The sequence below is a fragment of the Inquilinus sp. genome, assembly GCF_057815775.1.
Map to the genome: position 1 here is coordinate 1 of NZ_JBYRFX010000663.1, position 12805 is coordinate 12805.

General features: G+C 68.0%; 11 protein-coding genes and 1 pseudogene. 9 read left to right on the forward strand and 3 right to left on the reverse strand.

Translation table 11 applies throughout. From position 1 onward, the window contains the following. The coding region (locus AC3XYG_RS22990) for an FHA domain-containing protein (RefSeq protein WP_489142192.1) at window positions 1-864 on the reverse strand (864 nt) is incomplete at its 3' end. 72 nt (window positions 865-936) lie between these two features. Next, window positions 937-2277, reverse strand: coding sequence for a type VI secretion system baseplate subunit TssK (tssK, locus tag AC3XYG_RS22995; protein ID WP_489142193.1), 1341 nt, complete (start codon window positions 2275-2277; stop codon window positions 937-939). A gap of 278 nt (window positions 2278-2555) precedes the next feature. On the opposite strand from tssK, the gene tssA reads away from it, so the two are divergent. From tssA to tssH, 9 genes are read left to right on the forward strand one after another with little or no spacing between them, the layout of a single operon-like run. Continuing rightward, window positions 2556-3581, forward strand: coding sequence for a type VI secretion system protein TssA (gene tssA, locus AC3XYG_RS23000; protein WP_489142194.1), 1026 nt, complete (start codon window positions 2556-2558; stop codon window positions 3579-3581). A 39-nt stretch (window positions 3582-3620) separates the two neighbouring features. Beyond that, window positions 3621-4175 (forward strand): type VI secretion system contractile sheath small subunit, encoded by a 555-nt coding sequence (gene tssB / locus AC3XYG_RS23005; RefSeq protein WP_489142195.1) that lies wholly within the window; start codon window positions 3621-3623, stop codon window positions 4173-4175. Between the two features lie 2 nt (window positions 4176-4177). Then, the gene (tssC, locus tag AC3XYG_RS23010) at window positions 4178-5689 is read left to right on the forward strand and encodes a type VI secretion system contractile sheath large subunit (RefSeq protein WP_489142196.1); all 1512 of its coding nucleotides are present in this window, start codon (window positions 4178-4180) and stop codon (window positions 5687-5689) included. Between the two features lie 43 nt (window positions 5690-5732). After that, the gene (locus AC3XYG_RS23015) at window positions 5733-6293 is read left to right on the forward strand and encodes a type VI secretion system tube protein Hcp (protein WP_489142197.1); all 561 of its coding nucleotides are present in this window, start codon (window positions 5733-5735) and stop codon (window positions 6291-6293) included. A gap of 13 nt (window positions 6294-6306) precedes the next feature. After that, window positions 6307-6816, forward strand: coding sequence for a type VI secretion system baseplate subunit TssE (tssE, locus tag AC3XYG_RS23020; protein WP_489142198.1), 510 nt, complete (start codon window positions 6307-6309; stop codon window positions 6814-6816). After that, the gene (gene tssF / locus AC3XYG_RS23025) at window positions 6816-8699 is read left to right on the forward strand and encodes a type VI secretion system baseplate subunit TssF (RefSeq protein ID WP_489142199.1); all 1884 of its coding nucleotides are present in this window, start codon (window positions 6816-6818) and stop codon (window positions 8697-8699) included. Before tssE ends, tssF begins: the two co-directional genes overlap by 1 nt. Next, window positions 8696-9778 (forward strand): type VI secretion system baseplate subunit TssG, encoded by a 1083-nt coding sequence (gene tssG, locus AC3XYG_RS23030; RefSeq protein WP_489142200.1) that lies wholly within the window; start codon window positions 8696-8698, stop codon window positions 9776-9778. The genes tssF and tssG overlap by 4 nt, the downstream gene beginning before the upstream one ends. Next, entirely contained in the window at window positions 9775-10365 is a 591-nt protein-coding gene (locus tag AC3XYG_RS23035; protein WP_489142201.1) for a Clp protease N-terminal domain-containing protein, read from the forward strand. The genes tssG and AC3XYG_RS23035 overlap by 4 nt, the downstream gene beginning before the upstream one ends. Further along, window positions 10272-12473, forward strand: a complete 2202-nt coding sequence (gene tssH / locus AC3XYG_RS23040) for a type VI secretion system ATPase TssH (protein ID WP_489142202.1) — start codon at window positions 10272-10274, stop codon at window positions 12471-12473. Before AC3XYG_RS23035 ends, tssH begins: the two co-directional genes overlap by 94 nt. 108 nt (window positions 12474-12581) lie before the next feature. On the opposite strand, the pseudogene AC3XYG_RS23045 reads toward tssH, so the two are convergent. Next, a pseudogene (locus AC3XYG_RS23045) lies at window positions 12582-12805 on the reverse strand (hypothetical protein); the annotation flags it as partial.

Sequence of the window (12805 nt, forward strand, 5' to 3'; positions counted from 1 at the left end):
AGGTGCGACCTGGGCAGGCGCGACGGGCGGCTGCGGGGGCGAAGGCGGCGGTGCGGCCTCCACCTCCTCGAACAGCTCCGGCGCGACAGGCTGCGACGAAAGCCGTGCCGGGCTGTGGCCCATCTCCGACATCAGGTCCCAGTCGTCCGGAATCGGCTCCGTGCGCAGCTTGGGCTGGACGAAGACCATGTTCGGCACCGCCACGTGATCCGAGAAGGATCGCGGCGGCTCGCCGGAATCGAGCCTGCGGCCGAGGAGCGGATCGTCGTCGTCGTGATCGCGGACGCCGCGATCGTAATCGCGGACACCGCGGCGGTCCGGCGACGGATCGGCTAGCGGGTCGTCGTCGTCATGGGCGGCCGAAACCGGGCCGTAATCTTCGTCCTCGATGACCAGCGGCTCTTCGCGCCGGCTCATCAGCCCGCCGGGCTCGACATAGGCCAGATGGGCGTTCGGCGACGGCATCGGCGCAACCGCGCCGAGGAAGCTGGTCTCCGCCGGGGACGTGGTCTCGCCGTTCTCGCTGACGGGGTCGGGATCGATGGCGCTGCCGGCGCCCGGCACCGCCGCCGCGATGACGGCCAGGCTGAAGCAGCCGACCTGGATGGCATCGCCCGGCTTCAGCGGCACCGGCACGTCGCGCGCCATCGCCTGGGTGTCGCGGTTGAGGAAGGTGCCGTTGCGGCTGTGGTCGACCAGGACATAGCCTTCGTCGACCCGGCTGATGGTGCAGTGACGCTTGGAGATGGTGCCCGCGGGATCCTCGAGAACGAGGTCGTTATCCGCGGCGCGACCGATCTTCAGGTCGTGATCGGCTTCAACCCAGCCATCCCGCGGCAGTGCCAGCGGAACGTCCGGTTGCAAGCTCTCGATGCGCAGGACAAGGGCCATGAGTCGGAACCGCGTCGTTGAGGATAAGGGAGCCGGCCGTTCGGCCTACTGCCCCCGGATGGCCCAGAGCGCCATCTCGAGGTTGGGGAAGTCACCCGCGACATGCAGGGCCAGAGCGCCACCGCCCTGACGCATCTCTTTCCAATACGGGCTCTGCTGGTCGACCTCGAAATAGGTGACACCGACATGAAACGGGATCTGGCGGGGTGCGACCGGCAGGGCGTTGATGACAATGCCCGGCAAGGCGACGTTGACCAGTTCCTTGATCTTGTCGGCCGGGCCGATCTTGATCTGGGACGGGAAGGCCCGCCGCAGCCGCTCGATCTCGACATCCGCACGCACGGCCAAGACAAAGGTCGCGGTCGTGAACAGCGTGCGGTCGACCACCTCGGCCACCTGCACCCCGTATTTGTGCTGGCGCAGCGGGATCGGCACCGCCGTCTGTTCGAGAACGGCGCTGAGCGACTGGCGGATCGACTGGATCACCGGCCGGAAGGTCAGTGCCAAGTCCTCGTGCCGGTAGGGGCCGATCGCCGGCGGCCGCTTGTCGGCCCGGGCATAGGTGGCGAGTTCACCGCAGAGCTGCGCCATGTGGCCGTACAGGGTCTCGGGGTGCACCGTCGCGGCCGAGCTCAGATGGGCGAACATCGGTTCGTAGCGATTGATCGCCTGGAGCAGCAGGAAATCGGCGATCTCGGCCACGCCGCGCGTGCCGGACTGCCCCACCCGGGCGGCCAGGGCCTCGCCGCGATGATGCAGCAGCCCCCGGATCTCGGTGATGTAGTCGGCCAGGTTGGGCGCCGCAGCGCAATCCAGCATCGGCGGGATATGGCCGTCATCCAGCATGACCTGCCGGTCGGCCCGCACTTCGATCAGCCGGGCGATCGGGACGCAGGTGAAGCCGGCCCGGTCGGCCTCGTCGGGAAGAAGCTGGAAGCGCAGCCGCCCCACCTCGATCGACGCGCCGTCGCGCTCGCCGGCATTGGTATCGACCAGTTCCTGGTCCGCCATGGCGTAGCGCACCACCACGTCGGCGTCCGGCCGACTGTCGGTTTCGACCGCCCCCGGCTGGTAGACGGGGACCGCCAGGTGGATGAGGGAATCGCGCAGATGCCCCGGCGGCTCGAACGGCGTCGGCTGGTCGGCATCATCGGGGATGCTGAACGGGGTGCCGTCCTCCATGATGCCGCGGGCGCTGGAGATCGCGATCTTGCCGAGGCTGAGCAGTTCGCGGTTGAGCGTCAGCTCGGTAAGACCCCAGCCGTAACCGCGCAGACCGGCTGACCGGCTGCGGACCAGCTTCTCGACATAGCGGTCGTTCTGCTGCAGGTGCTGCGGCCTGAGGAAAAGCCCCTCCGACCAGATCACCTTGTTGTCCCACGACATAAGCACGCTCTCCATCTGCGTCGACGTGCTGTGGCAGGAACCGGAGCACGTCGAACGAAGCAGCCATATCGTGCCGGGAAGAGCGTCCGTTTCGGCCATGCGTAGTTGATATCAAGTCATTCGAAGGCGCGATGGCCGGCCTATTGCTGGTCTGCATGCGGACATATCAATCCTGCATTGAGAAGACGGCCCTCTGCCTGGATAGGGTTGAGCATCGAAAGCCAGTCCGGTCGCAGCCTTATTTACCGGCTGCGCAACAGGCCCCTGAAGTGACGGGTATGACGATCCTGGATGCCGACATCTATCTGAAGCCGATCAGCGAAGCGGAGCCTTGCGGCGAAGCGCTCGATTACGATCTGAGCTTCCTCGAACTCGAGATGGCGGCCCGCGGCAAGCCCGGCCAGGAGCTCGGCTCCTCGGTCATCGCCGCCGAACCGCCGAACTGGGTCGAGGTGGACCGTCTCGCCGGCGAGCTGAGCACCCAGTCCAAGGACCTGCGCATCGCCGTGCTGGCGGCCCGGGCCGCCCTCCATCTCGAAGGCCTCCCCGGCTTCGGCCGCGGGCTCGAGGCCCTGGCCGTCTATGTCGAGAGCTTCTGGCCGGGGCTGCACCCCCGCCCGGATGAGGAAGACGGCGACGACCAGACGGTCCGCATCAACGTATTGGCCAATCGGTGCGATCCCGAGGGCCTCCTCGGCGATCTGCGCCGGACGCCACTGACCCAGTCGCGCGTGTTCGGCAACTTCTCGGTACGCGACTGGCTGGAGGCACAGCGGCTGGCCGCGGCCGGGGAGGACACATCGACCGGGCCGGATGTGGGCACCATCGAGGGCGCCTTCCGCGATACGCCGGCCGAGACGTTGGACCAGCGCGGCGTCGCGATCGCCGCGATCATCGCAGCCGTCATGCGCATCGACGCGGCCATCCGGGCCAAGGTCGATACGATGCAGGCGATGCGCTTCGACCCGCTGCTCGAAATTCTGCGTCAGATGCAGACGGTCGTCGAAGAACACAAGCCGGTGCCGATCGAGGAGGCCGCGCCTGGCGCCGAAGCCGTCGCCAAGCCGATCTCCCTCTCAAACGATATCCGGGACCGCAACGACATTGTCGGCATGCTCGACCGCATTTGCCGCTGGTACCGGGCCAACGAACCGTCCAGCCCGGTCCCGCCGCTGCTCGAACGGGCCAAGCGGCTGGTGGCCAAAGATTTCATGGCGTTGCTGCTGGAACTGGCCCCGGAGGGGGCCGCCCAGTTCCGCGCCCTGGCTGGCCTGACGGCCGATGGCGAGCAGCGCACCCCGTAAACCCCGGCGGCATTCAGAACTCAACCAAGGACCAGCACGATGGCAAAGGCGAGCAGTCAGAAATTCATCGCGCGCAATCGCGCGCCGCGCGTCCAGATCGAATACGACGTCGAGCTCTACGGCTCGGAGAAGAAGGTGCAGTTGCCCTTCGTCGTCGGGGTCATGGCGGACCTCACGGGCAAGTCGACTCTGGAGCAGCCGGCCCTGGCCGACCGCAAGATGATGGAGATCGACATCGACAACTTCGATGCTCGTCTCCGGGCGCTGCAGCCGCGGGCTGCCTTCCGGGTTCCCAACACCCTGACGGGCGAAGGCGAACTGCCGATCGACATCACCTTCGAGACCATGGACGATTTCTCGCCGGCTGCGGTGGCCCGCAAGGTCGACAGCCTGAACCGGCTGCTCGAGGCGCGCACCCAGCTGGCGAACCTGCTGACCTACATGGACGGCAAGGCCGGCGCAGAGGAACTGGTCCAGAAGCTGCTGACCGATCCGACGCTGCTGAAAGCCCTGGGGGCCAGCCCCGCGCCGAAACCCCTCGCAGGTGGCAACGACGTCACAGCGGGCACCAATACCGAGAGCGAGGAAGACTGATTATGGCCCTGACGCCCACCCCGGCGGCCCAGGCAGGCGCCACCGCGTCCGCCCCCGTTACCGAGCTTGCCCCCAACGATTTCTCGGCCCTGCTGCAGCGCGAATTCAAGCCGCGAACCGACCAGGCGCGCGAAGCGGTCGACCAGGCGGTCAGGACCCTGGCGGAACAGGCCCTGCAGGACACCTCGCTGCTCGAAGGCGATGTCGTGTCGACGATTCAGGCCATCATCGCCTCGATCGACCAGAAGCTGACGAGTCAGCTCAACCAGATCATCCACCACGAGGACTTCCAGGCCCTGGAGTCGGCGTGGCGGGGCCTGAATCATCTGGTCTACAACACCGAGACTGACGAGACCTTGAAGATCCGGGTGCTTCCGATCTCCAAGAAGGAACTCAGCCGGACCCTGCGCAAGTACAAGGGCATCGCCTGGGACCAGAGCCCGCTGTTCAAGAAGATCTACGAAGAGGAATACGGCCAGATCGGCGGCGAGCCCTATGGCTGCCTGATCGGTGACTACTACTTCGACCATAGCCCGCCCGACATCGAGCTGCTGAGCTCGCTCGGCCGGATTGCGGCGGCCGCGCACGCGCCCTTCATCGCCGCCGCCTCGCCCTATCTGCTGCGGATGGAATCCTGGCAGGAGCTGGCCAACCCGCGCGACATCACCAAGATCTTCCAGACCCCGGAATACGCCGCCTGGCGGTCGCTTCGGGACAGCGAAGATTCGCGGTACATCTCGCTGACCATGCCCCGCACCCTGGGCCGCCTGCCCTATGGCGCGAAGACCGACCCGGTCGAGGCCTTCGACTTCGAGGAAGAGGCCGACGGCACCAACGCCAGCAACTACCTCTGGTGCAACGCCGCCTACGCAATGGGCGTGAACATCACCCGCTCGTTCAAGCATTATGGCTGGCTGTCGCGCATCCGCGGCGTCGAATCCGGCGGCCTGGTCGAAGATCTGCCGGCCCACACCTTCCCCAGCGATGACGGCGGCGTCGACCTGAAATGCCCGACCGAGATCGCGATCAGCGACCGGCGTGAGGCCGAGCTGTCGAAGAACGGGTTCCTGCCGCTGCTGCATCGCAAGAACACCGACATGGCGGTGTTCATGGGCGCCCAGACCCTGAACAAGCCGGTCGCCTACGAGGATCCGGATGCCTCGGCCAATGCCGAGCTCAGCGCCCGGCTGCCGTACATCTTCGCCACCTGCCGCTTCGCGCATTTCCTGAAATGCATCGTCCGCGACAAGATCGGCAGCTTCAAGGAGCGGTCCGAGGTCGAGCAGTGGCTCAACAGCTGGATCAACCGCTACGTCCATCCCTCGATCGCGACTGCGACGGAAGAAGACAAGGCGCGCATGCCACTCAGCGCCGCCGAGGTCACGGTCGAGGAAGTGGCCGACAACCCGGGCTACTACACCGCCCGGTTCTTCCTCCGGCCGCACTACCAGCTCGAGGGCCTGACCGTGTCCCTGCGGCTGGTCTCCCGCCTGCCTTCGGCGCGCGCCGCCTGACGCCGCCGTACTCACACCTCCCTAACCTGACAGGAGAAAGCAAATGGCATTCGACGCCGTAATGAATTTCCCGACCCCGTCGATCACCGGCATCATCATCAAAGGTGAATCGAAGATCGTCCAGGACGGTATCGCCCTGACCGACGAATGGAGCTTCTCGCTCGAGAACAAGCTCAACATCACCCAGCACACCAGCGGCGCCGGCGCCGGCAAGGCTGAATTCGAGGCGTTCACGATCAAGAAGCAGGTCGACACCGCTTCGGCCAACCTGCTGGTCGCCTGCGGCTCCGGCGCCCATTTCCAGGGCGTGACCGTCAAGATCTTCAAGGCCGGCGGCAACTTCACCAACGCCAAGGCGAACCTCTACGTCTGCTGGACGTTCAACCAGCTCGCGGTCGAGAAGGTGGAGTGGAGCTACGCCGATCCGGCGCCGGAAGAAAACGTCACCTTCAAGTTCGGCTCGTGCTCGATCTCCTACGGCCAGCAGTCGGCGACCGGCAAGATCACGCCGGCGGGTCTCGGCAGCTGGAACCAGATCTCCAACACCTCCGATCTGACCACCGGCATCGCCGGCGCGCTCGCGGCCATCCTGGTCACGGGCTGATCGGGATCCGGCGATGAACGCAAGCCGAGCCGGCGCGCAGGACCGTATCCAACCGGCCCTGCTCGACCGCCTGACGGACGACAGCCCGGACGTACAGGTGGAGGGAGATACCTCACGGACATTTTCCCTGGCTCGGCTGCGTGAAGCCATCCTGCGCGACCTGTCCTGGCTCCTGAACACGAGCCAGCTCTCGACCACCGTCGACCTCGCACCCTATCCGGAGGTGGCGATGAGCACGCTGAATTACGGCGTGCGCTCGCGCACCGGGCGTGAGGTCGGCGGCCTCGACCCCAGCGCCCTGCGCCAAGAGATCCTGCTGAGCCTGCGGCGGTTCGAGCCGCGCCTGCTGCCTGACACGCTCGAGGTGACGGTGATCGAGGACAAGCGGGACGGCACGTTCCAGTTCAGGATCGAGTCCGATCTCTGGGCGAATCCGCTGCCGCTGCGCATGCTGATGCGGACCGAGGCCGGCGAGATCACCGGCACCGTCCGCGTGGTCGAGATGCGCGGCGAGGGCAGCTGATGGATCCCCGCCTGCTGCGGCTCTACAATGACGAACTCGCTTATATGCGCGAGATGGGGACGGAGTTCGCCCAGGCCTTCCCCAAGATCGCCAACCGGCTGGGACTGCAGGCCGGCGAGGTCGCGGACCCCAATGTCGAACGGCTGCTTGAAGGCTTCGCCTTCCTGGCGGCCCGGGTGCAGCTCAAGCTGCAGTCCCGCTTCTCCGATTTCACCCAGCATCTGCTCGAACTCGTCTACCCGCATTTCCTGGCCCCGGTGCCGTCGATGGCGATCGCGCGGTTCGAGCCGGACGGCGAGGCCGGCAGGCTCGAGAAGGGCTATGTGGTGCCGCGCGGCACGACCCTGCTGAGTGGGTTGCCCGCCGGGACGACGACGCATTGCCAGTTTCGCACTGCGCATGACGTGCATCTCTGGCCCATCCGCGTGGCGTCCTTCGACTATTATTCCGCGCCAAGCCAGATTTCGGCGCTGCGGCTGCCCGAACGGCGTGCGACCAAGGCCGTCCTCCGGCTGCGCCTGACCACCACCAACGGCATGCCGCTCAACAAGCTGTCGCTGCGCAGCCTGGTGGTTCATCTGACGGGCGCGGGCGGCATGGGGGCCGCCCTGGCGGAACAGCTGCTGGCCGACACCGTCACGATGGTGGCGCGCCCAGTCACCCGCCCCCTGCCCTGGCAGGAGGTGATCGAACGCCCTGCCCTGAAGCACCACGGGCTCGACCCGGCGCAGGCGCTTCTGCCCGCCGTGCCGCGCTCGTTCGACGGCTATCGCCTGCTGCAGGAATACTTCGCCCTGCCGGAGCGGGCATTGTTCGTCGAGATCGGCGGCCTGGCCGATGCCGTGGCGCAATCGACCACCAACGAGATCGAGCTGCTGTTCCTGCTGCGCCGCATCGAGCCGCGGCTGGAGCGGTCCCTGGGGCCGGCCAACATCGCGCTGTTCGCGACGCCGATCATCAACCTGTTCGAACGGAATGCCGACCGCATCCATCTGAGCGAACGGCAATACGAACACCATGTCGTCATCGACCGGGTCCGCCCCCTCGACCTCGAACTGCACACCGTCCTCGATGTGAAGGGCGAAGGTGACGAGACGCGCGGCACCATCGATTTCCGGCCGTTCTACAGCATCTCCGACCAGCTGCGGCCACAGGACCAGGGGTCCTACTACACAGTGCGGCGCGAGCGGCGCCTGCTATCGGCGCGGCAGCGCCAGCAGGGCACGCGCACGGGCTATGTCGGCAGCGAGGTCTTCCTGTCGCTGGTCGACCGCAACGCGGCGCCGTATTCCCTGGAACTGCGCCAGCTGCAGGTGCGCTGCCTTTGCTCGAACCGCGACCTGCCACTGCTGATGCCGATCGGCCGGAGCGAGACCGATTTCACCCTCGAGATCGGCGCTCCCGTCTCCTCCGTCCACTGCATTGCCGGCCCGAGCCGCCCCCACCCCTCGGTCGCCGAGGGCGAAATTGCCTGGAAGCTGGTCAGCCACCTGTCACTCAACTATCTCTCGATCACCGACAGCACCGAAGAGGATCGCGAGGGCGCCGACGCCTTGCGCGAGTTGCTGCACCTCTATGCCGACATGGGCGAACCCGCCATCGCCCGCCAGGTCGACGGGGTCCGCAGCGTGACATCACGCCCGGTCGTGCGGCGGCTGCCGGGGGGTGGCCAGGCGGCCGTTGCCCGCGGCATCGAGGTCGGGCTGCTGTTCGACGAGAGTGCGTTCGAAGGTGTCGGCTGCTTCCCGCTCGCCGCCATACTGAGCCGGTTCTTCGCCAAATACGTCTCGATCAACAGCTTCACCGAGACCACCCTGTCGACGCAGCAGCGTGGGGCGGTGATGCGATGGCCGATGTCGCCGGGCCGGCGGCCGCTGGCATGACTGCCGCCCTGCGCCCGCTGCTCAAGGCGATCGCCGAGCGGCCCCATGATTTCGACTTCTTCCAGGCGCTCCGCCGCGTCGACGCCGCCAACCCCGACCAGCCGCGGCTGGGGCAGTCGGCCCATCCGGCGCAGGATGGGGTCCGGCTCGGCCAGCCGCCGTCACTGGTCTTTGCGCCGCGCCCGATCGCCGGCGTGGCCGGGCTCGGCGACGACGATGCGGCGGATACGGGGCGCCCGGCCAGGATCGAAGCCTATCTGTTCGGACTGTTCGGGCCGAACGGCCCGCTGCCGCTGCACCTCACGGAGTATGCGCATTCCCGCATGCTCAATGTCGGCGACGAGACCTTCGCCCGCTTCGCCGACATGTTCCATCACCGCATGGCGTCGCTGTTCTTCCGGGCCTGGGCGGAGAGCGAACCGACGGTCAGCCACGACCGGCCGGAAGAAGACCGGTTCGGCACCCAGCTCGCGGCGCTGGCCGGGCTCGGCATGGCGTCCCTGCGCAACCGGGACCGGATGCCGGATCTCGCCAAGCAGCACTTCACCGGGCGCCTCGCCTCGCACACCCGCAACCCGGAAGGGCTGCAGGCGATCCTCGGCAGCTTTTTCGAAGCGCCGGTCGAGATCCAGGAATTCGTGCCCCACTGGGTCCAGCTGCCACCGGAGTCGCTGTGCCTGCTGGGGCGGGATCCGAACACCGGGACGCTCGGCAGCACGCTGACCGCCGGCGCCCGGATCAAGGTCTATCACCATCGGTTCCGCATCGTCATCGGCCCGCTGCGCCTGGCCTCCTACGAGCGGCTGCTGCCCGGCGGCGAAAGCCTGGCGAAGCTGGTGCCGATCGTCCGCAACTACGTCGGCGACGAACTGGAATTCGAGCTCAACCTGATCCTGCGCCATGACGAGGTGCCGGCCGTGCGGCTCGGCAAAAGCGGCAAACTCGGCTGGACCGGCTGGCTCGGCAAACGGCGCCGCGGCGTCGACGCGCGCGATCTCATCAAGACTGCATCGACCGAGCCGGACACCACCGGCCAGTCGCCACCGGCCGGCGGGGCCGCGGAAGGGAGCTTCCCATGACCAACATCAGCCGCCGGACGCTGTTCGGCAAACTCAACGCCTTTTCCTACGGCGCCCTCGAAAACGCGACTGCCTTCTGCAAGCTGCGCGGGCACGCCTATGTCGAGCTGGTGCACTGGATCTACCAGCTGCTCGACGCGCCCGATTCCGACATGCTGCGCCTGCTGCGGGCATCCGGCGTCGACGCCGCGAACCTCGCCCGCGACGTGACCCGGGCGCTCGACCGGCTGCCGCGCGGCGCCACCGCCATCTCCGACTTCTCGCCGCATCTGGAAGAGGCGGCGCAGGAAGCCTGGATCGTCGCCACGCTGGGCTTCGGCAGCGGCCGGATCCGGTCGGGCCATCTGCTGCTCGGCTGCCTGTCCAACCGCAGCCTGCGCAACGCGCTGACCGCGACCTCGGCCGAATTCGCCAAGCTCGGCAGCGAGACCCTGAACGCGTCCTTCGCGGCGATCACGGCGGATTCGCCGGAGGCGGACACACCGACACGCCGATCGCCGGGACCGGCGCCGCACCGGAGGCGGCCGCGGCCCAGTCATCCGGGCGCCCCAGCGGCGGCGCCCTCGCCCGCTATGCCATCGACCTGACCGCCCGGGCACGTGCCGGCGAGATCGATCCGGTGATCGGCCGCGACGCCGAGATCCGCCAGATCATCGACGTCCTGCTGCGGCGGCGCCAGAACAACCCGATCCTCACCGGCGAGGCGGGGGTCGGCAAGACCGCCGTCGTCGAAGGGCTGGCCTGCCGCATCGTCGCCGGCGAGGTCCCCCCGGCCCTGCGCCAGGTCGCGCTGCACGCCCTCGACCTCGGCCTGCTGCAGGCCGGCGCCGGCGTCAAAGGCGAGTTCGAGGAGCGGCTGCGCCAGGTGATCGAGGAGGTCCAGACCCATGAGCAGCCGATCGTGCTGTTCATCGACGAGGCGCATGCCCTGATCGGCGCCGGCGGCCAGGAGGGCACGGGCGATGCCGCCAACCTGCTGAAGCCGGCCCTGGCCCGCGGCACGCTGCGGACCATCGCGGCGACGACCTGGAGCGAATACAAGCGCTACATCGAGAAGGACCCGGCCCTGACCCGCCGGTTCCAGCCGATCCCGGTGAACGAGCCGGACGAGGCGCAGGCGATCGCCATGATGCGCCGCATGGCCGGCGTGCTGGAGCGCCATCATGGCGTCGAGATCACCGACGACGCCGTGGCGGCGGCCGTGACGCTGTCACATCGCTACATCCCGGCGCGCCAGCTGCCGGACAAGTCGCTGAGCCTGCTGGACACCGCCTGCGCCCGCGTCGCCGTCGGCCGCCATGCCCCGCCCAGCAGCGTCGAGCACCAGCGCCACACCATCGCTGGCCTGGAGCTCGAACTCGAAGTCCTCGGCCGCCAGGCGGCCGATGGCGAGAATGTCGGCGAACGCCGCAGCGCGGTCGAAACCGGCCTGGCCGAAGGACGCCAGGCGCTGGAGGCGATCGAGGCGCGCTGGCAGGCCGAGGGCGCGCTGGTCGACAAGATCCGGGCGACGCGTGCGGAGCTGCGGGCATCCGCCGCCGCCGCGGCTGCGGCTGAGGAAGGCCGCGACATCGTGGCGGCGCCGGTGGAGCCGGGCGCCCTGCGCGAGCTGGAGCGGCAGCGGCTGGATTTGAGCGGCGAGACGCCGCTGGTGCCGGAACGGGTCGACCGCGCCGCGGTCGCCGCCATCGTCCAGGACTGGACCGGCATCCCGGTCGGCCGCCTGCTGAAGAGCGAGGCCGCGACGCTGCTGACGCTGTCGGACAGCCTCGGCCGCCGGGTGATCGGCCAGGATCACGCGATGGAGGCCATCGCCCGCCGGGTGCAGACCAGCCGCGCTGGCCTGGATGACCCGGACAAGCCGATCGGCGTCTTCCTGCTGTGCGGCCCGTCCGGCGTCGGCAAGACCGAGACCGCCATCGCCCTGGCCGAACAGCTGCAGGGCGGCGTGAACAGCCTGGTCACCATCAACATGAGCGAGTTCCAGGAGGCGCATTCGGTCTCCGGCCTCAAGGGCGCCCCGCCCGGCTATGTCGGCTTCGGCCAGGGCGGCCGTCTGACCGAGGCGGTGCGGCGGCGGCCGCACGCCATCATCCTGCTCGACGAGATCGAGAAGGCGTATCCCGACGTCCACGAGATCTTCTTCCAGGTGTTCGACAAGGGCGTGATGGAGGATGGCGAGGGCCGGCGCATCGACTTCAAGAACACGCTGATCCTGATGACCTCGAATGTCGGGTCGGAGGAGATCACCAGGCTGTGCCGCGCCGACGGGCCGCGCCCCGACGCGGAGACGCTGGAAAAGGCCATCCGCAAGCCGCTGCTGGAGGTGTTCCCGCCGGCCCTGCTCGGCCGCATGATCCCGGTGCCCTACTACCCGCTGACCGAGCCGATGCTGGACGGCATCATCCGGCTGCGGCTGCAGCGGATCACCGACCGGCTGATGCGGTCGCATGGCGTGCCGTTCAGCTACAGCGACGCGGTGGTCGGGCTGATCATCGAACGGGCCAAGCTGTCGGACGCCGGCGGCCGAGTGGTCGACGCGCTGCTGACCCACACGGTGTTGCCGACCATGAGCCGGCATGTGTTCACGGAACAGCTGGAGGGCCGGTCGATCGGGCCGATCCGCCTTGATGTCGCCGACCAGCAGTTCGTCTACGACTTCGGCACCCCAGCCGAACAGGTGGCCGCGGAATAGGAGGATCGGCGCCGTCCGTCCGGGCGGCGCCGATCCCCGGAACAGAAGAAAGCCGCTGCCGGAGGACCGGCAGCGGCTTTTGTTCTAAGATGAACGGCAGAAACCGGGTCAGGCGGCGGCGGTTCCCGGTTCGCCGGCCGGATGCACCACGGCCATGGTGGCAGCCGCGATCTCGGTGCGCATCCAGCTGTGCTCGGTGTCGCGATGGCAGCGTTCGTGCCAGATCAGCGAGACCTCGTAGGATGGGAATTCGACCGGCAGTTCCATCGCCACCAGCGGCAGCATCGACGCCGCCTGCATGGCCACGCGGTGCGGCACGGTGAGCACGAGAT